The organism is Streptomyces sp. 7R007, from assembly GCF_054850255.1.
In genome coordinates this window covers 1-21,497 of sequence record NZ_JBTWMV010000042.1, presented here as the reverse complement: position 1 = coordinate 21,497, position 21,497 = coordinate 1, and the positions used below count along the sequence as shown (strand labels likewise).

At 70.9% G+C, this 21,497-nt stretch carries 16 protein-coding genes; 8 read left to right on the top strand and 8 right to left on the bottom strand.

The genetic code is table 11. From position 1 onward, the window contains the following. The first annotated feature begins 136 nt into the window (after positions 1-136). Both galE and ACYF6T_RS35030 read left to right on the top strand, forming a co-directional pair. A complete protein-coding gene (gene galE, locus ACYF6T_RS35035) occupies positions 137-1,117 on the top strand; it encodes a UDP-glucose 4-epimerase GalE (protein WP_461701607.1) in 981 nt (326 codons plus the stop codon). Between the two features lie 283 nt (positions 1,118-1,400). After that, positions 1,401-1,853, top strand: coding sequence for a cyclic nucleotide-binding domain-containing protein (locus tag ACYF6T_RS35030; RefSeq protein WP_461701606.1), 453 nt, complete (start codon positions 1,401-1,403; stop codon positions 1,851-1,853). A gap of 147 nt (positions 1,854-2,000) precedes the next feature. Here the strand turns inward: ACYF6T_RS35030 and ACYF6T_RS35025 are convergent, their stop codons facing one another. Then, complete coding sequence (locus ACYF6T_RS35025) at positions 2,001-2,627, bottom strand: TetR/AcrR family transcriptional regulator (protein WP_461701605.1); 627 nt, start codon at positions 2,625-2,627, stop codon at positions 2,001-2,003. A gap of 251 nt (positions 2,628-2,878) precedes the next feature. Here ACYF6T_RS35025 and ACYF6T_RS35020 point away from each other — a divergent pair, with 251 nt between their 5' ends. After that, on the top strand, positions 2,879-3,793 hold the full coding sequence (locus ACYF6T_RS35020) for an ABC transporter permease (protein WP_461701604.1): 915 nt from the start codon (positions 2,879-2,881) through the stop codon (positions 3,791-3,793). Next, positions 3,786-4,640 carry an ABC transporter ATP-binding protein gene (locus ACYF6T_RS35015; protein WP_461701603.1) on the top strand — a complete coding sequence of 285 codons (855 nt, stop codon included), beginning with the start codon at positions 3,786-3,788 and terminating at the stop codon, positions 4,638-4,640. The genes ACYF6T_RS35020 and ACYF6T_RS35015 overlap by 8 nt, the downstream gene beginning before the upstream one ends. Positions 4,641-4,725: 85 nt before the next feature. Here the strand turns inward: ACYF6T_RS35015 and ACYF6T_RS35010 are convergent, their stop codons facing one another. Further along, complete coding sequence (locus tag ACYF6T_RS35010; protein WP_461701602.1) at positions 4,726-9,660, bottom strand: NAD-glutamate dehydrogenase; 4,935 nt, start codon at positions 9,658-9,660, stop codon at positions 4,726-4,728. A 550-nt stretch (positions 9,661-10,210) separates the two neighbouring features. Here ACYF6T_RS35010 and ACYF6T_RS35005 point away from each other — a divergent pair. Next, positions 10,211-10,777 (top strand): DJ-1/PfpI family protein, encoded by a 567-nt coding sequence (locus ACYF6T_RS35005; RefSeq protein WP_461701601.1) that lies wholly within the window; start codon positions 10,211-10,213, stop codon positions 10,775-10,777. A 445-nt stretch (positions 10,778-11,222) separates the two neighbouring features. Here the strand turns inward: ACYF6T_RS35005 and ACYF6T_RS35000 are convergent, their stop codons facing one another. Together ACYF6T_RS35000 and ACYF6T_RS34995 are read right to left on the bottom strand one after the other, a co-directional pair. Next, the gene (locus ACYF6T_RS35000) at positions 11,223-11,888 is read right to left on the bottom strand and encodes an HAD family hydrolase (protein ID WP_461701600.1); all 666 of its coding nucleotides are present in this window, start codon (positions 11,886-11,888) and stop codon (positions 11,223-11,225) included. Positions 11,889-11,976: 88 nt separating this feature from the next. Continuing rightward, positions 11,977-12,492, bottom strand: a complete 516-nt coding sequence (locus ACYF6T_RS34995) for a DUF6912 family protein (protein ID WP_461701599.1) — start codon at positions 12,490-12,492, stop codon at positions 11,977-11,979. 310 nt (positions 12,493-12,802) lie between these two features. Here ACYF6T_RS34995 and ACYF6T_RS34990 point away from each other — a divergent pair, with 310 nt between their 5' ends. Further along, a complete protein-coding gene (locus ACYF6T_RS34990) occupies positions 12,803-13,552 on the top strand; it encodes an Rv3235 family protein (RefSeq protein WP_461701598.1) in 750 nt (249 codons plus the stop codon). Positions 13,553-13,682: 130 nt separating this feature from the next. Here the strand turns inward: ACYF6T_RS34990 and secA are convergent, their stop codons facing one another. Next, positions 13,683-16,496, bottom strand: coding sequence for a preprotein translocase subunit SecA (secA, locus tag ACYF6T_RS34985; protein ID WP_461701597.1), 2,814 nt, complete (start codon positions 16,494-16,496; stop codon positions 13,683-13,685). A 281-nt stretch (positions 16,497-16,777) separates the two neighbouring features. Between secA and ACYF6T_RS34980 the strand changes: the two genes are divergently transcribed. Both ACYF6T_RS34980 and ACYF6T_RS34975 read left to right on the top strand, forming a co-directional pair. Next, positions 16,778-17,347, top strand: a complete 570-nt coding sequence (locus ACYF6T_RS34980) for a GNAT family N-acetyltransferase (RefSeq protein ID WP_461701595.1) — start codon at positions 16,778-16,780, stop codon at positions 17,345-17,347. Between the two features lie 64 nt (positions 17,348-17,411). Further along, entirely contained in the window at positions 17,412-18,596 is a 1,185-nt protein-coding gene (locus tag ACYF6T_RS34975; protein WP_461701594.1) for a winged helix-turn-helix domain-containing protein, read from the top strand. A 24-nt stretch (positions 18,597-18,620) separates the two neighbouring features. On the opposite strand, the gene ACYF6T_RS34970 is transcribed toward ACYF6T_RS34975, so the two are convergent. The 3 genes from ACYF6T_RS34970 to ACYF6T_RS34960 all read right to left on the bottom strand — a co-directional run bounded on the left by ACYF6T_RS34970 (position 18,621) and on the right by ACYF6T_RS34960 (position 21,301). Continuing rightward, a complete protein-coding gene (locus tag ACYF6T_RS34970; protein ID WP_461701593.1) occupies positions 18,621-19,367 on the bottom strand; it encodes a response regulator in 747 nt (248 codons plus the stop codon). Between the two features lie 205 nt (positions 19,368-19,572). After that, positions 19,573-20,265, bottom strand: coding sequence for a ribosome hibernation-promoting factor, HPF/YfiA family (hpf, locus tag ACYF6T_RS34965; RefSeq protein WP_461701592.1), 693 nt, complete (start codon positions 20,263-20,265; stop codon positions 19,573-19,575). 316 nt (positions 20,266-20,581) lie between these two features. After that, on the bottom strand, positions 20,582-21,301 hold the full coding sequence (locus ACYF6T_RS34960) for a ComF family protein (protein ID WP_461701591.1): 720 nt from the start codon (positions 21,299-21,301) through the stop codon (positions 20,582-20,584). Between the last annotated feature and the right edge of the window lie 196 nt (positions 21,302-21,497).

Sequence of the window (21,497 nt, the reverse complement as noted above, 5' to 3'; positions counted from 1 at the left end):
ACCCCCTCCCTCACACCCGGTAACCGCACCTGCGCCCCGCCGCCCTCCCCGCCTGCTTCACTGATACGCGACACACAGGCCGGCGCCGGGCCCGAAAGGCGCCCGGCCAGGAACGAGCACGAGGGGACGGCCGTACATGACCTGGCTGATCACCGGTGGCGCCGGTTACATCGGCGCGCACGTCGTCCGGGCGATGACCGAGGCGGGCGAGAACGCCGTGGTGTACGACGACCTGTCGACCGGCATCGCCGCGCGTGTGCCGGACGGGGTACCGCTGGTGGAGGGGTCCACGCTGGACGGCGCGCGCCTGGCCCGCACCCTCGCCGAGCACGCGGTCACCGGCGTCGTCCACCTCGCGGCGAAGAAGCAGGTGGGCGAGTCGATGGACAAGCCCCTGCACTACTACCGGGAGAACGTCGAGGGCCTGCGCGTCCTGCTCCAGGCGGTCACCGCGGCCGGGGTCCCCTCCTTCGTCTTCTCCTCCTCCGCGGCCGTGTACGGCATGCCGGACGTCGACCTGGTGACCGAGGACACGCCGTGCGTGCCGATGTCCCCGTACGGCGAGACGAAGCTGGCCGGCGAGTGGCTGGTCCGCGCGACGGGCCGCGCGACCGGCCTGTCCACGGCCTGCCTGCGCTACTTCAACGTGGCCGGCGCGGCGGCCCCGGAGCTGGCGGACGTGGGCGTCTTCAACCTCATCCCCATGGTCTTCGAGAAGCTGACGGAGAACGCCCCGCCCCGCATCTTCGGCGACGACTACCCGACTCCCGACGGCACCTGCGTCCGCGACTACATCCACGTCGTCGACCTCGCCGAGGCCCACGTCGCCGCGGCCCGCGCCCTGCGCTCCTCCCCCGGCCGCGCGCTCACCCTCAACATCGGCCGCGGCGAGGGCGTCTCCGTGCGCGAGATGATCGACCGCATCAACGCCCTGACCGGTTACGACCGCCCCCCGACCGTCACCCCCCGCCGCCCCGGCGACCCGGCCCGCGTCGTCGCCTCCGCCGACCGCGCCGCCACGGAACTGACCTGGAAGGCCAGACACGACGTCGAGGACATGATCACGTCGGCCTGGGAGGGCTGGGTACGGCTCCATCCGGGGGCGGCGCGGGGATAGCGCGGACGCGGTCAGGACGGCTGGGGGACGCCCTCGGCCACCGGTGTCCAGGCACGGATCGCGCGGACCTGGACTCCGGGGGTGCGGTAAACGGGTCCTCGCTCATCAGGGCGTCGAGGCGTTCGCGGTCCACGGTGAACAGGAGGAGCGCGCCGCTGTCGTCGGCCCAGGGGCTCGCGACGACGAGTGAACCGTCCTTCCCCCCACCCCCGAGCGCCTCGCCGCCCGCCCCGCCCACCACGCCGTCCTGCACGCCGACGGCGGCTGGCGCCGGCTGCGGGACGTGCCGCTGTTCGCCTCGCTCCCCGACCCCGTCCTCCACACCCTGTGGACGGCCTCCACGCCCCGCCGCCACGGCACCGCTGAGTTGCTGCGTCTCCAGGGCTCTCCCGCCGACCACCTGCTCGTCCTCCTCGACGGCCGCGCCGCCACCTCCGCGACGACCGCGGGCGGGCGCGTCGTGCGGTGCGCACGTGGTCGAGGCCGTGCGCCCTGGACAAGGTCGCGCTGCTCGACGGCGCGGGCCACACCACGACGTACACCGCGCTCACGCCGTGTTCCGTACGGGCTCCTCCCACGGGCCCGCTTCCTGGCGCCGCTGGGCGACCCCGCGGCCGTACGCACCCACGTCCTGCGCCTGCTCGCCGCCCGGGCCCGCGCCCGGCAGCGGCGGCTGACGGCCACCGCCACCCTGCTCTGCGAGGCGCCACTCGCGGCCTGGCTGCCGGACACGTGACGCCGGCCGGCGGTCAGCGCGCGCTCGCCGACCTGCTGGGGGTCACCCGCGTCACTCGGCGGCGGACGGCCGCGTCGAGGTGCCGGCGGCGGAACTCCTCGGCCTGCGCGCCGCGCCGGACTGCCGCTGACGCTCAGGACACCCCGCTCACAGCGCCTTGATCGCCTGCGCGGTGGCGCGGGCCAGCGCGTCGAGGTACCCCTTCGGCAGCTTCGGGGCGCGGATGACGACCGAACGCCAGTACAGGGGGCCGGAGATGAGGTCGAGGGCCAGCTCGTCGTCGACGTGCGGGTTGATCTCGCCGCGCCGCACCGCCGCGACCAGGATCTTGCTGGCGACGCCCTCCTGGCCCTCGCGCAGCGTCTTCTGCATGGCCTCCGCGATGTCGGGGTTGCGGGCCGCCTCCGCCTGGAGGTCCGGGATGATCTGCGAGGCCACGGGGTGGCGCAGGGCGCGCGAGGTCACCTCGTACAGCAGGCGCAGATCGCCCTCCAGGGAGCCCGTGTCCGGTGTCGGCAGGCCCATCACCGCGATCGCCGAGACGACGTCGAGCACCAGGTGCAGCTTGGAACGCCAGCGCCGGTACACCGCCGTCTTGCCGACGCCCGCCCGGCGCGCGATGCCCTCGATCGACATCCGCGCGTAGCCGACGGCCGCGAGCTCCTCGAAGACGGCCGCCCGGATGGCTTCCGTCACATCCTCGCGGAGCACGGCGGCTCCGGCGGGGGTCCGGCGGCGCGTACGCGTCTGGGGCCCGTCGGCGTTCGTCGTCATGCGCTCCAGCATAGGGCGTTACGACGATACGGTGCCGTCCCTACGCGACCCGTCACGACGAAACGGTCCCGTCCCGACGCGATACGTTACGACGAAACGGTTGCGTTCCGACGCCCGGTCGGCCTACGCTCACGTTGCGACGATACGGTCCCGTCCCGACGTAAGAAAACGTGAAGAGAAGCGTAAGGAAACGCCGGGCGAAGGACACGCCGTCACGGCACCACCCCCACCCCCGAGCGAAAGCAGCGGATGTGAGCCAGGTCCTCCACACACCGCCCTCCACGGCGGCTCCGGCCGAAGACGACCTCGCGGCCCTCGCCGCCCGCCACGGCCTGTCCGTCAGCGGCGCCCGCCCCTCGCTGCCCGAGTACGTCCGCCAGTTGTGGGCCCGGCGCCACTTCATCTCCGCGTTCTCCACCGCCAAGCTGACCTCCCAGTACAGCCAGGCCAAGCTCGGCCAGGTCTGGCAGGTCATGACCCCGCTGCTCAACGCGGCGGTGTACTACTTCATCTTCGGCATCCTGCTCGGCACCAAGCGCGGCGTCCCCGACTACATCCCGTTCCTGGTCACGGGCGTGTTCATCTGGACGTTCACGCAGAGCTCGATCCTGACCGGCACCCGCGCCATCTCGGGCAACCTCGGCCTGGTCCGCGCCCTGCACTTCCCGCGGGCCGCCCTGCCGATCGCCTTCTGTCTCCAGCAGCTCCAGCAGCTGCTGTTCTCGATGTGCGCCCTGGTCATCATCCTGCTCTTCTTCGGCGTCCCGGTCGCCATCTCCTGGGTGCTCGCGATCCCGGCCCTGGCGCTGCAGTTCACCTTCAACGCCGGCATGGCGATGATCATGGCCCGGTGGGGCTCGAAGACCCCGGACATCGCCCAGCTGATGCCCTTCGTGCTGCGCACCTGGATGTACGTCTCGGGCGTCATGTGGAGCATCGACAAGCTGACCAGCAAGAGCCACCTCCCGCACGCCGTGGTCGCGGCCATCAAGGCCAACCCGGCCGCCATCTACATCGACCTGATGCGCTACGCCCTGATCGACAGCTTCCACTCCAGCCAGCTGCCCCACCACGTGTGGGCGATCGCGGCGGCCTGGGCGCTGGTCGTCGGCGTCGGCGGTTTCATCTACTTCTGGAAGGCTGAGGAGACCTACGGCCGTGGCTGAGCACACCTCGCAGAACAGCACAGAGTCGGTCCCCACCGTCGTCGTCGACAGCGTCGACATCGTGTACCGCGTCAACGGCACCGGCGCCGGCAAGGGCTCCGCGACCGCCGCCCTCAACCGCATGCTGCGCAAGAAGCAGGCCGAGAAGGCGGCCGGCGTCCGCAAGGTGCACGCCGTCAAGAACGTCTCCTTCGTCGCCTACAAGGGCGAGGCCATCGGCCTGATCGGCACCAACGGCTCCGGCAAGTCCACGCTGCTCAAGGCGGTCGCGGGCCTGCTGCCGGTGGAGAACGGCCGGATCTACACGCACGGCCAGCCCTCGCTCCTCGGCGTCAACGCGGCCCTGATGAACGACCTCACCGGCGAGCGCAACGTCTACCTCGGCGGCCTGGCCATGGGCATGTCCCGCGAGCAGATCAAGGAGCGCTACCAGGACATCGTCGACTTCTCCGGCATCAACGAGAAGGGCGACTTCATCACCCTCCCGATGCGCACCTACTCCTCCGGCATGTCGGCCCGGCTGCGGTTCTCCATCGCCGCCGCCAAGGACCACGACGTGCTGCTCATCGACGAGGCGCTGGCCACCGGCGACGCGGCCTTCCGCATCCGTTCCGAGGAGCGGATCCGCGCCCTGCGCGAGCAGGCGGGCACGGTCTTCCTGGTCAGCCACAGCGCCAAGTCCATCCGCGACACCTGCGACCGCGTGCTGTGGCTGGAGCGCGGCGAACTGCGCATGGACGGGCCGACCGAGGAGGTCATGGAGCAGTACGAGGCGTTCACCGGCGACAAGGGCAACAAACCGAGGCCCAAGCCGAAGGCGAAGCCCAAGGTGGCCGTCGCCTCCTGACACCCCCGCGTGCGCGAGGGCGCCCCGGGCCTCTGTGGCCCGGGGCGCCCTCGTCGTCGTGGCGGCGACCGGTGGGTCGTACCGCCTACGAGTGCTGGCGCAGCAGCGTGCGCATCGTGCGCATCGCCACCGACAGATTCGCCAGGTCGAACGTCTCCGAGCTGCGGATCTCCTCCAGGGTCGTGCGCGCCCGGCCCAGGATCGCCCCGTTCTTCTGCTCCCAGGCCTTGAAGCGCTGCTCGGGGGTGGAGGTGCCGTTGCCCACCGCCAGGACGTCCGCGGTCAGCGCCGCGTGGGCCGCGTAGAGGTCCTCGCGGATGGAGGCGCGGGCCATGGACTGCCAGCGGTCGGCGCGGGGCAGCTCGATGATGCGGTCCATCAGCTGGGTGATGTGCAGCCGGTCGGCGAGGTCGTAGTAGACCTCGGCGACGTCCATCGGCTCCTTGCCCATGCGGTCGGCCACCGAGACGATGTCGAGCGCCGGGAAGGCGGAGGAGAACCCGGCCACCCGGGTGGCGAGTTCGTCCGGGACGCCGGCGTCCGTCAGCTCGTCGTAGATCTTCTGCCACCACTCCAGGTCCGCGCCGCGCAGCAGCTTCGGCAGCTGCTGCCAGACCTGCTCGACGCGGTCGGCGAAGAAGTCGACCGTCTCGGCGAGTTGCAGCGGCTGCGGCCGGTTGTTGAGCAGCCAGCGCGTGCCGCGCTCGACCAGGCGGCGCGAGTGCAGGCGGATACGGGTCTGCACGGCGGCCTCGACCCGGTTGTCCAGCTCCTCGACGGCGTCCCACACCGGTGCCGAGCAGAAGATCCGCCGGGCCGCGGTCTGCGCCCGCACGATCTCCTCCAGGGAGGCGCCGGTCTCCTCGCGCAGCCGGTGCAGATACGTCGTACCGCCCGTGTTGACCGTGTCGTTGACCAGCACGGTCGTGGTGATCTCGCGGCGCAGCGGGTGGCCGTCGATCCGCTCGGCGAACTGCTCGCGCAGCGCCGTCGGGAAGTAGGCGTGCAGCAGGCCGCGCAGGTACGGGTCGTCCGGCAGCGAGGTCCGCAGCAGCTCCTCGGCGACCGTGATCTTCGTGTACGCCAGCAGGACGGCCGTCTCCGGACCGGTCAGGCCCTGGCCCTGGCTCAGCCGCTCGCGGATCTGGCGGTCGGTGGGCAGGAACTCCAGGGCGCGGTTGAGGTGGCCCTCGCGCACCAGGTGCTTCATGAAGCGCTGCTGCGCGTGGAGCATGTCCTTGGACTGGGCCAGCGCGTTGGCGATCGCCGTGTTCTGCGCGTAGTTGTTGCGCAGGACCAGCCGGCCGACCTCGTCGGTCATCTCGGCGAGCAGCTTGTTGCGCTGCTTGACGGTCATGTCGCCGTCCGCGACCAGGCCGTTGAGCAGGATCTTGATGTTCACCTCGTGGTCTGAGGTGTCCACGCCCGCGCTGTTGTCGATCGCGTCGGTGTTGATCTTCCCGCCGTGCAGCGCGAACTCGATCCGGCCGAGCTGGGTCAGGCCCAGGTTGCCGCCCTCGCCGACGACCTTGACGCGCAGGTCCGCGCCGTCGACGCGGATCGCGTCGTTGGCCTTGTCGCCGACGTCGGCGTGCGTCTCCGTACCGGACTTGACGTACGTGCCGATGCCGCCGTTCCACAGCAGGTCCACCGGCGCCTTGAGGACGGCCTTCATCAGGTCGGCCGGGGTCATCTTGGTGACCTTGTCCTCGATGCCGAGGGCCTCGCGGATGTGCGCGTTGATCGGGATGGCCTTGGCGGTACGGGGGAACACGCCGCCGCCGGCCGAGATCAGCTCGGTGTTGTAGTCGGCCCAGCTGGAGCGCGGGAGTTCGAAGACGCGGCGGCGCTCGGCGTAGGAGGTGGCCGCGTCCGGGTTGGGGTCGATGAAGATGTGCCGGTGGTCGAAGGCGGCGACCAGGCGGATGTGCTCGCTGAGCAGCATGCCGTTGCCGAACACGTCGCCGGACATGTCGCCGATGCCGACGACCGTGAAGTCCTCGCTCTGCGTGTCGACGCCGAGCTCGCGGAAGTGCCGCTTGACGGACTCCCAGGCGCCGCGGGCGGTGATGCCCATGCCCTTGTGGTCGTAGCCCGCGCTGCCGCCGGAGGCGAAGGCGTCGCCGAGCCAGAAGTTGTAGCTGGCGGCCACCTCGTTGGCGATGTCGGAGAAGGTCGCGGTGCCCTTGTCGGCGGCGACGACGAGGTAGGTGTCGTCCTCGTCGTGCCGGACGACGTCCTGCGGGGGCACGACCTCGCCGGCCACCATGTTGTCGGTGATGTCGAGCAGGCCCGAAATGAACATCTTGTAGCTGGCGACGCCCTCGGCGAGCCACGCGTCCCGGTCCACGGACGGGTCCGGCAGCTGCTTGGCGACGAAGCCGCCCTTGGCGCCGACCGGCACGATGACGGTGTTCTTCACCATCTGCGCCTTGACCAGGCCGAGGATCTCGGTGCGGAAGTCCTCACGCCGGTCCGACCAGCGCAGACCGCCGCGCGCGACCTTGCCGAAGCGCAGGTGCACGCCCTCGACGCGCGGAGAGTACACCCAGATCTCGAACGCGGGGCGCGGCGCGGGCAGGTCGGGGATGGCCCGCGGGTCGAACTTCATGGACACGTAGTCGTGCGGCCTGCCGCCCGCGGCCTCCTGGAAGAAGTTCGTGCGCAGCGTCGCCTTGATGACGGTCAGGAAGGACCTGAGGATGCGGTCCTCGTCGAGGCTCGCCACCTGGTCGAGGGCCGCGTCGACCTCTTCGAGGAGCGCGTCGACGATCTCGTGGCCCGCGCGCTGGCGGTCCGGCGACATCCGCGCCTCGAACAGGGAGACCAGCAGGCGCGTGGTGTGGACGTTGTTGCGGAGGGTGTCCTCCATGTAGTCCTGCGAGAAGGTGGAGCCGGCCTGCCGCAGGTACTTCGCGTACGCGCGCAGCACCATCGCCTGACGCCAGGTCAGGCCCGCGCTCAGCACGAGGGCGTTGAAGCCGTCGTTCTCCGCCTTGCCGGTCCAGGACGCGGCGAAGGCCTCCTGGAAGCGCTCGCGGGCGTCGTCGCCCAGGTAGTCCCCGCCGCTCTGCGACTTGGGCATGCGCAGGCCGAAGTCGTAGATCCAGGCGGTGGTGCGGTCCGCGCAGCGCAGCTCGTACGGCCGCTCGTCCACGACGTCGACGCCGAGCCGGCTGAGCACCGGCAGCACGGCGGACAGGGAGACGGCACCGCCCTTGCGGTAGATCTTGAAGCGGCGCTCCTCGGGGGCGGCGCCCACGGGCTCGTACAGGCTGAGCGCGAAGTCCTTCTCCTCGCTCAGCGCCTCCAGGTGGACCAGGTCGGCGACCGCGGCGCGCGGGGTGTGGTCCGCCTTGTAGCCCTCCGGGAAGGCGTTGTTGTAGCGGCGCAGCAGCTCGGCGGCCTTCTCCTCGCCGCACTCGGCGTTCAGTGCCTCCGCGAAACCGTCGGCCCAGGAGCGCGCGGCCTCCACCAGGCGCGCCTCGATGCGCTCGCGGTCGCCGTCCGACAGCTCGGGCAGCTCGGTGCCCTGCGGGACGCGCACGACGAAGTGCAGCCGGGAGAGGATCGACTCGGTGTTCCAGGCCGTGAAGTCGACGCTGATGCCGCCCAGTTCCTCCTTGAGGATGTCGATGATCCGCAGGCGCACGCCGGTGGTGTAGCGGTCGCGTGGGAGGTAGACCAGGGCCGAGTAGTAGCGGCCGTACTCGTCCTGGCGCAGGTACAGGCGCAGCCGCCGGCGCTCCTGCAGGTACAGGACGGAGGTCGCGATGGACTCCAGCTCGTCGGCCGGGGTCTGGAAGAGCTCGTCGCGCGGGTAGGTCTCCAGGATCTGCAGCAGGTCGCGCCCGTCGTGGCTGTTGGGCGAGAACCCGGCGCGCCGCAGCACCTCGTCGACCTTGCGGCGGATGACCGGAACCCGACGCACCGACTCGGTGTACGCGGCCGAGGAGAACAGGCCGAGGAAGCGGCGCTCGCCGACGACGTTGCCGTCCGCGTCGAACTTCTTGACGCCGATGTAGTCCAGGTACGACGGCCGGTGCACGGTGGCGCGGCTGTTGGCCTTGGTCAGCACCAGGAGCCGGTGCTCGCGGGCCTTGGCGCGCGCGTCGGCGGGCAGCCGCTCGAAGGACGGGGAGACCGGGTGGCCCTCCTCGCCGGCGTGGTGCGGGTCGGCGCGCAGGATGCCGAGGCCGGTGCCGGGGACGGCGGCCAGCGAGTCGTCCGCGCGCAGCTGGTACTCGCGGTAGCCGAGGAAGGTGAAGTGGTCGGCGGCCAGCCAGCGCAGCAGCTCGCGGGCCTCCTCGACCTCGTGGGCGGGCAGGTCGGAGGCGGTCGGCTCGGCGGGCAGTTCCTCGGCGATCCGCACCGCCGCGTCCCGCATCTTCTCCCAGTCCTCGACGGCCTCGCGCACGTCGGACAGCACGCGCAGCAGGTCGGCGGTGATCTGCTTGAGGTCGGAGCGGTCGGTCTCGCGGTCGATCTCGACGTGGATCCAGGACTCGGTGTGCGCGTCATGCGGCAGGTCGCCGGCGGGCGCGGTCAGCACCTCGATGAGCTTGCCGGTCAGGTCGCGGCGGACGACGACCTGGGGGTGGATCACGACGTGGATGCCGCGGCCCTGCCGGGTCAGCTCGTTCGTCACCGAGTCGACGAGGAAGGGCATGTCGTCCGTGACGACCTCGACGACGGAGTGGCTGCACGTCCAGCCGTTCTCCTCGACAGTCGGGGTGTGGACCCGCACGCTGGCCGTGCCCTGGGGACGGTTCTCGGCCAGCCGGTAGTGCGAGAGCGCGGCTCCGAAGACGTCGACCGGGTCGCGGTCGGTCAGGTCCTCCGGGGCGGTGTGCAGGTAGTAGCGCTGGAGGAACGCGAGCACGGATTCGCGGTCCGGGGTGTCCGGCGCGTCCTTGTCCGTCGTCCCGGTCGGTAGGTGCCCCCCGACCGGGCTGTTCTCAGCTACCCGAGCGGCCCTCTCCAGCAGCTCGGCCTTGGCTTCGTCCAGCTTGGTCTGCATTGTCCTCTGGCTCCTGTCGCGCGCCGTTGCGTGACGTAGAAGGAAGTACGGTCTCTTCCCCTGCGGCTCGTCGCCACGGCCCGGGTTCTCCGGTCTGCTCCGACGCTATGCCGCGAGGTGAGATGAGCGGGGGGATATCAGCCAATGTCGACGCCCCTGAGGGGTGTGACGCTGCTCTCTGCGTGATCACTTGTCGGGGGGTGCGCGGCGCCCGGGAGGCTCTGGCACCCCCGTCCCGCCCGCGCGGACCAGCGACCGCCGCCCGGACACGGATGTCGTCCGTGCTCACCGGGCGCGGGGCAGGGGCGACGGTGCCCCCGCGTGCTATCGCGCTGATCACGCCACCAAGGCTATCGCTCCTTACAGGGGGCCCGTCATGAGCCGTATGTGTACAAAACCGGGGGTCGAACTTTGACGTTCTGCACAGGGCGCCGGGGGTGGCGGTGGCGTAACGAGGTGGCCGGACGGTGACGTGTTCCGCAGTGGCCTGAAGCGCCCTACCCGCGCGCGCCCTCTTGGCAAGTCCGGCCGCCGGAGGCACGTTGCCGACATGACAGCCAAAATCCTGATCGTCACCGGCGACGCGGCGGAGTCACTGGAGGTCCTCTACCCCTACCAGCGTCTGCGCGAAGAGGGCTACGAGGTGCACGTCGCGGCCCCCACCCGCAAGCAGCTGCGGTTCGTCGTCCACGACTTCGAACCCGGCTACGACACCTACACCGAGAAGCCCGGCTACACCTGGCCCGCCGACCTCGCCTTCGCCGACGTCGACCCCGGCGCGTACGCCGCCGTCGTCATCCCGGGCGGACGGGCCCCCGAGTACCTGCGCAACGATCCCGAGCTGCGCAAGATCCTCAAGTCCTTCTTCGACGCGGACAAGCCCGTCGCCCAGATCTGCCACGGCCCGCTGCTCACCGCGGCGGTCGACGGCCTGCGCGGCCGGCGCGTCACGGCGTACCCGGCGCTGGAGCCCGACATGCAGTCCGCCGGCGCCGACTTCCAGGACGCGGAGGCGGTGGTGGACGGCACGCTGGTGTCCTCACGTGCCTGGCCGGACCACCCGGCGTGGATGCGGGAGTTCCTGACGGTCCTGCGGGCGAAGGCACCGGTGACCTGAGGGACGGGACACCTTGGCGACGTGTTCCCGGGCGGGAGGTACCGTCGGCGCCGGCTCGCTGCCGGTGCCGGGCGTGCTCTCGGTGCTGGACGTGCCGTCAGGTGCCGGGCGTGCTCTCGGTGCCGGGCGTGCCGTCGGGTGTCGGGCGTTCCGTCGGTGTCGTGCGTGCTGTCGGTATCGGGCGTGCTCTCGGTGCCGGGCGTGTCGTCGGGTGTTGGGCGTGCTCTCGGTGCTGGACGTGCCGTCGGGTGCCGGGCGTGCTGCCGGTGCGGGGCGTGCCGTCGGTGCCGGGCTCGCTGATGGTGTCGTGCGTGCCGTCGGTGCTGGGCGGGCTGTGGGCGTGCGCCCGGGCCGGCGGGGCCGTCAATGGAGTCCGTACGGCGGTGCCGCCCTGCCGTCGAGGCCGCCCGTGCCCTCCCTGCCGGCTGCCGGTGCCGTGCCGCGGCTACGCCGCTATTCGCTCCGCCTCCACCACGGCCTCCGCCAAGGTGTCCACCACCGGCACCCCCACTTCCTCCAGGCTCTCCCGGCTGTGCGACCCGCCGGTGTACAGCACCGCCTTCGCCCCCACGTGCCGGGCCGCCACCGCGTCGTCGGCCGCGTCCCCGATCACCACCGTCCGCTCCGGCGCCACCCCGGCCAGCGCCGCGAGGTGCCGCACCATGTGCTCCGCCTTGCTGCCGCCGGACGGCCCCGACCGCCCCTCGACCCGTATGAAGTGCGGCTCTATCCCGAACCCCCGCACCAGCGGCACGAGTTCGTCGTGCACGTACATGCTGAGGATCGACTGGCTGCCTCCCGCCGAACGCCACCCGGTCAGCAGCTCCACCGCACCCTCGGTGAGCCCGCACCCGACGCGGTGTTCGGCGTAGTACCGGTGGAAGATCTCGTCCATGACCTGCCACTCGGCGTCCGTCGGCAGCCGCCCCATCAGCCGCTCGTAGAACTTCGGCACCGGCACGCAGTACAGCGCCCGGTACCGCTCCATCGTGATCGGCTCCAGCCCCAGCTCGGCGAAGGCCGCGTTCGTCGCTCCGATGATGGCGTCGTTGTCGTGGAACAGCGTGCCGTTCCAGTCCCAGACGATGTGCGCCCCTGTCCGCTTCCCCATGCCAAAAACCGTACCCGGCCCCACTGACAATCAAGAGAACGGCAGCTCAACGGGGCCCTGAGGCGGCTTCGGCCGGTCCGCGGGCGGCTCAGTCGCCGAGTCCGACCAGGTTCGGGATCTCCTGCGTGGCGTACCACAGCAGCTCGTGGTCCTCCGCGCCGTCCACCACGAACTGGGCGTCGTCGTCCCCGCCGTCCGCCGCCGCCAACGCCTCGGCCGCCGCGGCCACGTCCGCCTCCGCGTCGTCGGCGTCCACGTGCACCGAGGCCGCCTTGGCCAAGGGGACGGCCCGGTCGACCCGCACCTCGCCGAGCGCCGCCGGGTCGAGCCCGCGGTCCGGGTCGGCGACGGCCGCGCCGTCGGGCACGTCGACGGCGACCACGACCCGGCGCCGTGCCGCCGCCGCGTCCGCGGCCAGCAGCCGCAGCGAGGCGAGCGCGGCGCGGTTCAGCGCGGCGTACTCCAGTTCCTCGATGTCGTCGGAGAGGTACCACTCGCGCAGGGCGGGCGTGACGGCGTAGGCGACGAGCGGCGCGGCTCCCAGCTCTCCCGTCTTGTACGCCTCGGCGAGACCGGGGAGGGTCAGGGGGACGTAGACGCGCATGGCTGGCCGCTTTCGTGGTCGGTGGGCTCGCAGGGGCCTTTCGGGGAGCCTTCAGGATACGTGCGGGCGTCCCCTTTCGAGTCCCTGCGCACCGGTCGGGGGGCGTCCACTCCAGTCCCTGCGTTCACCCGGTACACCCCCGCCGTAACGGGCTTTCCGCACCCCTCGGTCACTCGGATAAGTGAACATTCCGGCCACCCCGACCCGGCCTCCGGCTTCCTTGCCGTCGCCGCCCGCCGCCCCGTACAAGATCCCCAACCACCCAAGTTACCGCCCGGTACTCACCGGGCCGCACCGACCGGGGGCACCCGTGAACAAGGTCATGACCAGGGCACAACTCCCGCTCCACCCCGGCACCCGCCCACCGACCCGCCGCGACTCCCGCCGCCCCGGCACCACCCCACCGCGCGCACCCGGCGGCCTCCCGCCCCGCACCCCCGGCGGTACGTCGTCCCGCACGTCCCCCGGCGACGGCCGCCCACCGGGCTCCCCCACGGGCCGCGGCCTCCGCGCCCGAACCCGCCCCGCGGACAACCGCCCGCAGACCCCACAGGAAAACCGCCCAGGACCCGCACCGGGCAACCGCCCGAGGCCCACGCTGGCCACCCACCAGGAGACCACCGCCCCGCAGGGCGGCGTCGCCCTGAGCATGGAAGGCAGCGACAGCCCGCTCACCCACGCCCCCGCCCAAACGCCCCGTCGCCCCGCCGTCCCCCAGCCCCGCCCCACGGACCTCTTCGCCGAGCTGCTCCTCGCGGTGCTCAGCGGGCAGCGCCCCGTTCACTCGATGCTCCGGCACACCGCTGGCCGCGCCTACGACGAACTGGCCTGGCTCGCCGAACGCGGCCCCCTGCGGGCCCGCGGCACCCGCCCGGTGGTCCGGGACATCGGCTACTACGTCGCCGGCCCCGGCGCCCTGGAGGCCTTCGCCCGCATCGGCGCCGGCGACCAGCTGCGCGCCATGGCCTTCCGTCTGGAACGCGGCCAGGACCTGCGCTGGCGCTGCACGGCGGTGGAACTGGGCGGCCCCCGCCCACCCCGCACCAGGGACGACCACTAGCCCGGGCACGCCGAAGGGCCGGCCCCCTCGGGTGACCGGCCCTCCACAGCACTACGGCGCACTACGGCGTCTCGCACACCGCCGCCGGCACTGGCACCGGCATCACGGCGTTACGGCGTTTCGCAATCCGTCACTTCTTGCGGCGTCGCCCGCCGCGCGCCTGCTTGCGCCGCTCCGCGCGCGTGAGGCCGTCGGCCTCGGAGCGCACCGGCTCGTCGTCGCCGACGAAGTCGCCCTCGATGGTGCCGCCCTCGCCGTCCACCGTCGGCGCGGAGAAGTGGAGGTTGCGCCGCTGCGGGGCGTCGAGCCCCTTCGCGCGGATCTCCGGCCGCCCGTTCGCCTGCGCCGGCACGGTGTCCTGCTTCTCCATGTCGACCGGCTGCGCGTCCTCGACCGGGACCTCCTCGACCTGCTGCTCGACCTGGACCTCCAGGTTGAACAGGTAGCCGACGGACTCTTCCTTGATGCCGTCCATCATGGCCTGGAACATGTCGAAGCCCTCGCGCTGGTACTCGACCAGCGGGTCCTTCTGCGCCATCGCGCGCAGGCCGATGCCCTCCTGGAGGTAGTCCATCTCGTAGAGGTGCTCGCGCCACTTGCGGTCCAGGACCGACAGCACGACCCGGCGCTCCAGCTCCCGCATGATCTCGGAGCCGAGCTGCGCCTCACGCGCCTCGTACTGCTCGTGGATGTCGTCCTTGATGGACTCGGAGATGAACTCGGCGGTCAGACCGGCCCGGTCGCCGGCCGCCTCCTCCAGCTCCTCGACGGTGACCTTCACCGGGTAGAGCTGCTTGAACGCGCCCCACAGCCGGTCGAGGTCCCAGTCCTCCGGGAAGCCCTCGGCGGTCTCCGCGGCGACGTACGCGTCGATCGTGTCGTCCATGAAGTGGCCGATCTGCTCCTGCAGATCCTCGCCCTCCAGGACGCGGCGGCGCTCGCCGTAGATGACCTCGCGCTGCCGGTTGAGGACCTCGTCGTACTTCAGGACGTTCTTACGGGTCTCGAAGTTCTGCTGCTCGACCTGCGACTGCGCGGACGCGATCGCGCGCGTGACCATCTTGTTCTCGATCGGCACGTCGTCCGGGACGTTCGCCATGGACATCACGCGCTCGACCATCTGGGCCTTGAACAGCCGCATCAGGTCGTCACCGAGGGAGAGATAGAACCGCGACTCGCCGGGGTCGCCCTGACGGCCGGAACGACCGCGCAGCTGGTTGTCGATGCGCCGCGACTCGTGCCGCTCGGTGCCCAGCACGTACAGGCCGCCGAGCTCCTCGACCTCTTCCTTCTCGGCCTTGACGGCCTGCTCGGCCCGCTCCAGGGCGGCCGGCAGGGCCGCGGCCCACTCCTCGATGTGCTCCTCGGGGTCGAGGCCGCGCTGGCGCAGCTCCGCCTCGGCGAGGTCCTCGGGGTTGCCGCCGAGCTTGATGTCCGTACCACGGCCGGCCATGTTGGTGGCCACGGTGACGGCGCCCTTGCGGCCGGCCTGGGCGACGATCGTCGCCTCCCGGTCGTGCTGCTTGGCGTTGAGCACCTCGTGCTGGATGCCCCGCTTGGACAGCTGCTGCGAGAGGTATTCGGACTTCTCGACCGACGTCGTACCGACGAGGATCGGCTGGCCCTTCTCGTGCTTCTCGGCGATGTCGTCGACGACCGCCTCGAACTTGGCGACCTCGGTGCGGTAGATCAGGTCCGACTGGTCCTTGCGGATCATCGGCTTGTTGGTCGGGATCGGGACCACGCCGAGCTTGTAGATCTGGTGGAACTCGGCGGCCTCGGTCATCGCCGTACCGGTCATGCCGGAGAGCTTCTTGTAGAGGCGGAAGAAGTTCTGCAGGGTGATCGTGGCGAGCGTCTGGTTCTCGTCCTTGATGTCCACCCCTTCCTTCGCCTCGATCGCCTGGTGCATGCCCTCGTTGTAGCGGCGGCCGGCGAGGATACGGCCGGTGTGCTCGTCGACGATCATGACCTCGCCGTCGATGACGACGTAGTCCTTGTCCTTCTTGAAGAGCTCCTTGGCCTTGATGGCGTTGTTCAGGTAGCCCACCAGGGGCGTGTTCACCGACTCGTAGAGGTTGTCGATGCCCAGCCAGTCCTCGACCTTGGTGACGCCGGACTCGTGGATGGCGACCGTGCGCTTCTTCTCGTCGACGTCGTAGTCGCCGGTCTCCTCCTCGCCCTTGAGCGGGTTGCCGGCCTCGCCGCGCTTGAGGCGCATGACGAGCTTGGCGAAGTCGCCGTACCACTTGGTGGCCTGGTCGGCCGGGCCGGAGATGATCAGCGGCGTACGGGCCTCGTCGATGAGGATGGAGTCGACCTCGTCGACGATGGCGAAGTTGTGCCCGCGCTGGACGAGTTCGTCCTTGGACCAGGCCATGTTGTCGCGCAGGTAGTCGAAGCCGAACTCGTTGTTCGTGCCGTAGGTGATGTCGCACGCGTACTGCTCGCGGCGCTGGGCCGGCGTCATGTTGGCGAGGATGCAGCCGACGCTCAGGCCCAGGAACTTGTGGACGCGGCCCATCATCTCGGAGTCGCGCTCGGCCAGGTAGTCGTTGACCGTGATGAGGTGGACGCCGTCTCCGGACAGCGCGTTCAGATACGCGGGCAGCGTGCCCACCAGGGTCTTGCCCTCACCGGTCTTCATCTCGGCGACGTAGCCGAGGTGGAGGGCGGCGCCGCCCATCAGCTGCACGTCGTAGTGCCGCTGGCCGAGGACGCGCTTGGCGGCCTCGCGGACCGTGGCGAACGCCTCGGGGAGCAGGTCGTCGAGGCTCTCGCCGTCGGCGTAGCGCTGCTTGTACTCATCGGTGAGGGCCCGCAGCTCGGCGTCGGAGAGGTCGACGAAGTCCTCTTCGATGGAGTTGACCTGGTCCGCGATGCGGTGCAGCTTGCGCAGGATCTTGCCTTCGCCTGCACGCATGATCTTCGAGAGGACGGACACGGGGGCTGGTCTCCTTGCCGGTCGGGCCTGGGACGGTCGGTTTCCATTTGGCTTACTGAGCAACGGCCATCGTATGCGAGGACACGGCCAAGCCGGGAGGCCTGCCGTGACGCCGACCGTCCGCTGCTTCGCGCGCTGCTTCAAATCTTCTTCAAAGGGGACAACGGACGGGCCCCGCGGATGGTGCCGGATCACGCCGACGAATTACGCGAATTGTGATCATGCGCTCACGCACCGCAAAAAGATGGCGCTCTCGTCGGCCCCGCGAGGAGAATCGGCCGATGGAACCCGTGACGCTCACGACGCCCCGCCTTCTGCTGCGCACGGTCGGGCCGCAGGACACCGACGCCGTGTACGCCGCCGCGCAGGACCCCGACATCCAGCGCTGGACCACGATCCCCTCCCCCTACCTCCCGGAGCACGCCGAGGGGTTCACGCGCCGGATGGTCCCCGAGGGCTGGGCGGACGGCTCCATGTTCACCTTCGGCGTCTTCCTGCCCGAGGGAACCCTCGCCGGCATGCTCGGCATCACGATGCGTTCCCTGGGCGTCGGCGAGGTCGGGTTCTGGACCGCCAAGGAGCACCGCGGCAACGGCTACATCACCGAGGCGACCCTCGCCGCCGCCCGCTGGGCCTTCACGCAGGTGTCGGTGGACCGCGTGGAGTGGCGCGCGGAGGTCGGCAACAAGGGTTCCCGCGCGGTGGCCGAGCGCGCCGGCTTCACCATCGAGGGCACGCTGCGCTCCGCGATCAACAACAAGGGCGTACGCCGGGACTGCTGGGTGGGCTCGCTGCTGCCGTCGGACCTCGGGCTGCCGTCGACGGCGCCCTACCTGCCGGCACCGGTCTAACCGGCTTCCCGGCTCGGCCGCAGCTCACTTCGCGTTGTCAGTGCCGCCTTCTATCGTTCGGGGCATGACGACCCCGCGCCCCGCCACCGAGCTGTCCGCAGACGAAGCCCGCCGCATCGCCCTCCGTGCCCAGGGTCTCCTCGGCGCCCCCGACCGGCGGGCCGGGGTCCGGGGCGTCCTGCGCCACCTGGGCGCGGTCCAGCTCGACACCATCTCGGTCCTGGCCCGCTCCCACGAGCTCATCCCGTACGCCCGCCTGGGCGCGGTGGGCCGCAAGACGGTCGAGCAGGCGTACTGGACCGACACGCACGCCTTCGAGTACTGGTCGCACGCGGCCTGCATCCTCCCCGTCGAGGAGTGGCCCCACTTCGCCTTCCGCCGCCGCGCCTACCGCAACCGCCCGCACTGGAACCACGAACTCCCCGACGGCGCCTACGACCAGGTCGTCAAGCAGCTCCGCACCGAGGGCCCGCTCACGGCCACGGAGCTGGGCGGCGCCAAGCGCACCAGCGAGTGGTGGGACTGGTCCGGCGCCAAGGTCGCCGTCGAACGCGCGCTGATGTACGGCGAGGTGGTGTGCGTCGAGCGCCGCGGCTGGAAGCGGGTGTACGACCTCGCCGAGCGCGCGATCCCGGCCGCGCTGCTGCACGACGAGCTGGACGACGCCGAGTGCCTGCGCCGTCTGGTCCGCCTCGCCGGCCAGTCCCTGGGCGTCGGCACGCGCGCGGACATCGCCGACTACCACCGTCTCAAGGGCGAGCAGGTCGACGAGGTGATCGCCGACTCGGGCCTGGTCCCGGTCACGGTGGAGGGCTGGGGCAAGCCGGCCTGGGCAGACCCCGCGGCCCTGGAGACTCCCCCGCGCGGGCGTCACCGCACCACGCTGCTGTCCCCCTTCGACTCCCTGATCTGGGAGCGGGCGCGCACGGAGCGCATCTTCGGCTTCACCCACCGCCTGGAGGCGTACGTCCCCAAGCCGAAGCGGGTGTACGGCTACTTCGCGATGCCGGTGCTCGCCGGGGGCCGTCTCGTGGGCCGCGTGGACCCGGCCCGCGAGGGCGCCACGCTGGTGGCCAAGCAGGTCACGCTGGACGGCCCGAAGGTGGTCCCGGCGGTGGCGGAGGCGCTGGTCGAGGCGGCGAGCTGGGTGGGCTGCACGAGCGTACGGGTGGAGCGCGTGGACGCCCCGGAACTGCGTGAGCCGCTCACCAAGGAGGTGACCCGCGCCCTGATCGCGGCCATGCGCTGACGACCGCCCGAGGGGTCCACACGGTCAGCGGATCTCGAGAATCTTCTCCCGCATCGCGTAGACCACGGCCTCCATCCTGGAGTGCAGTTGCAGTTTCTCCAGGATGTTGCGGACGTGGTTCTTCACGGTGTTCTCGGAGATGAACAACTCCTTGGCGATATCGCGGTTGTTCATGCCCGTGGCGACGAGTTTGAGGACTTCCAGCTCACGGTCCGTCAGGCGCGGCGCCGGCACGAGCCGCCGTTCGTCGGTCCGCTGGATCATCGACTTGAACTCGGTGAGCAGCTTCGAGGCCATGGACGGGCTGATCTGCGACTGCCCGTCGGCCACCGCGCGAATGGCGGTGGCCACCTCGTCCGTGGAGATCTCCTTCAGGAGATAACCGGTGGCGCCCGCCTTGATCGCGTCGTACAGGTCCGCTTCCTCGTCGCTGATCGTCAGCATGATGATCTTGGCGCTGGGGGCGACCTCCTTGATGGAGGTGCAGGCCTCGATGCCGCCGCGCTTGGGCATCCGCACGTCCATCAGCACGATGTCCGGCAGCAGGTCCGCGGCCTTGTCGACGGCCTCCGCGCCGTCCCCGGCCTCTCCGACGACCTGGATGTCCTCCTCGGCCGCCAGCACGATCTCCAGGCCGCGGCGGAAGAGGGCGTGGTCGTCCACGACAAGGACCCGGATCGGCTCCTTGCGTGGAGTGCCCGCGTCCGGGCCCATGCCGACGACGCCGTCGTCGGCATCCCCGTCCTGCATCGGTCCGAAGCTGTCCGCCATTGTTCCTCCCCCTGAAGGCTGTGGCCTGTGGTCCTGTGCCATCGCCAACCCAAGGCAACGGCCCACCGGTTGGGCCGTTGCCGCCATGATTCCATGCCTGGGCGACAACGCGGTGACCGAGCGGGGCGCGAAGTGGTCGCACACAGGTGCCCCTGGGGGCGCACGCGCGCTCCAGGGGCACCGGCTCAGCCGTCAGCCGCGCGGGTCAGCCACCCAGCGTGCCACCCGGCGCGGGGGGCTGCGCCTGGGCCACCATCGGGTCCGTGCTCAGGTGGATGACGCCGTAGTCGTAGGCGTGCCGCCGGTAGACGACACTCGGTTCCTTCGTCTCGGAGTCGACGAACAGATAGAAGTCGTGTCCGACCAGTTCCATCTCGTAGAGGGCCTGGTCGAGGGTCATCGGGGAGGCGACGTGGGTCTTCTCGCGGACGACGAGGGGGCCTTCGCCCTTCACTTCCAGCGAGCCGATCTTCTTCGTGGGCACTCCGTCCGCTTCTTCCTCGTGGACGGGATGGCCGTTGCCGTTGAGCGTCGCCGCGCCCGGAACGTGGTCGGGGACCTCGGCGGCCGAGATCCTGCGTGCGCCACGGCGCGAGAACCGCTTGTCGTGCTGCTTGCGCAGCCGGGCGTCCAGCTTCTCCGCCGCCAGGTCGAGCGCCGCGTACGGATCGCTGGCCGCCGCCTCCGCCCGGATCACCGGACCGCGGGAGCGGAGCGTGATCTCCACTCGGTCGCAACGGTCGGCCTGTCGGGGGTTCGGCTCCTTGGACACCTCGACGTCGAGGCTGATCACCTTGCCATCGAGCTTCTGGATCTTCTCCAGCTTCAGCTTCTCGGCCACGTGCTTGCGGAACCGCTCGGGCACCTCGGTCTTGCGGCCCTTGACGACGATGTCCACGCAGAACTCCGTTCCCGGATTGCCCCACCTCGCTGGCGGAGCGTCTCCCTTTTGCACCAAGTTCCGGCGAGCCCCGGAACCTCGGACTCGGTGACTTCCACCTCCTCCTCCCCCACGGGCAAGATCTCCACCCCCGCCGGTACGGGTGATTACGCAAAACCCGCAGCACGGCATTCGGATATGTGAGGCATGGCCTGCGCCTTTCCCTCACAACCGAACATATCTCGCCCGGACGGATGTCGTCACCCTCTACTGCGGCGTACCTCCGTTCAGGTGAATTGACCCTCTCATTACCTGCAACGACGCAAGTTCTCAGTCAGTTCCGGTTTATTTCGAAAGAATCCGGCGACGCAGCGACCACGGCCGCGCGGACCAGGCCACCACCCCGTTCCCCTCTGCCTTCCCGACTTCCCGCCGCGTACACGGCACGAGCCGCCTCGGTCAGCGAGGCCCCCGTGGTCATCACGTCGTCCACCAGCACCACGGCCCCCTCCCGAAGCAGCCGGGCGCCCCCCGGCGCCACCGCCAGCGCCCCCGCGAGATTGTCCAGCCGCTCCCGCGAGTTGAGCCCGGCCTGGTCGGCCACGACCCGCCGCTGCCGCAGCACGGCCACCACCCGGGCCGCCGTCCCGGTCCGCCGCAACTCCCGCGCCGCCGCCAACGCGATCCGCCGCACCGGATCATGCCCCCGAGCCCGCAACGCGGCCCGCCCCGACGGCACGGGCACCAACACCACCGGCCCACTCCGCACCCCCGCCCGCACGGCCCCCGCCAGAGCCACCCCCAAGGGCCCCGCCAACGCCAACGCCCCCCGTTCCTTGTGCGCCAACAACACGGCCCGCACCTCATCCGCGTACCGCGCCCCCGCATGAACCACAGGCAGCCCCACCGGCTCCGGCACCGGCCGCACCCGACAGGGCGCACCCCCACTCAACGCCCTGCGACACCCCGCACAAAGCACCGCCCGAGCCCGCCCACACCCCCCACAAGCAGCCGGCAACACCAACTCCCCAAGCCCCTGCAACAGCCCCCGCATGGCCCCACTGTGCCAACCACAAACCGCCCCCACCACCCCTGTGGAAAACCCCCTGTGGACAACCCACCCAGCCACAGCCCGAGCCCCGCCGACCAGCGGACACCCGCACCCGCCCACGACGACAAGGGACCACGCACCGCAGACAGCCGGCAGCCGCGCACAGCGGCGAAGCACCACGCACTGGTGGGCGTCGCAG

What these genes read in the sequence shown, in the direction of transcription:
- ACYF6T_RS35005 (WP_461701601.1), top strand. Translation starts at nt 10,211, where the DNA reads ATGACAGCCAAAATCCTGATCGTCACCGGCGACGCGGCGGAGTCACTG.
- ACYF6T_RS34970 (WP_461701593.1), bottom strand. Translation starts at nt 19,367, where the DNA reads ATGGCGGACAGCTTCGGACCGATGCAGGACGGGGATGCCGACGACGGC.
- ACYF6T_RS34995 (WP_461701599.1), bottom strand. Translation starts at nt 12,492, where the DNA reads ATGCGCGTCTACGTCCCCCTGACCCTCCCCGGTCTCGCCGAGGCGTAC.
- ACYF6T_RS34980 (WP_461701595.1), top strand. Translation starts at nt 16,778, where the DNA reads ATGGAACCCGTGACGCTCACGACGCCCCGCCTTCTGCTGCGCACGGTC.
- ACYF6T_RS34960 (WP_461701591.1), bottom strand. Translation starts at nt 21,301, where the DNA reads ATGCGGGGGCTGTTGCAGGGGCTTGGGGAGTTGGTGTTGCCGGCTGCT.
- ACYF6T_RS34975 (WP_461701594.1), top strand. Translation starts at nt 17,412, where the DNA reads ATGACGACCCCGCGCCCCGCCACCGAGCTGTCCGCAGACGAAGCCCGC.
- ACYF6T_RS35010 (WP_461701602.1), bottom strand. Translation starts at nt 9,660, where the DNA reads ATGCAGACCAAGCTGGACGAAGCCAAGGCCGAGCTGCTGGAGAGGGCC.
- galE (WP_461701607.1), top strand. Translation starts at nt 137, where the DNA reads ATGACCTGGCTGATCACCGGTGGCGCCGGTTACATCGGCGCGCACGTC.
- ACYF6T_RS35025 (WP_461701605.1), bottom strand. Translation starts at nt 2,627, where the DNA reads ATGACGACGAACGCCGACGGGCCCCAGACGCGTACGCGCCGCCGGACC.
- ACYF6T_RS35000 (WP_461701600.1), bottom strand. Translation starts at nt 11,888, where the DNA reads ATGGGGAAGCGGACAGGGGCGCACATCGTCTGGGACTGGAACGGCACG.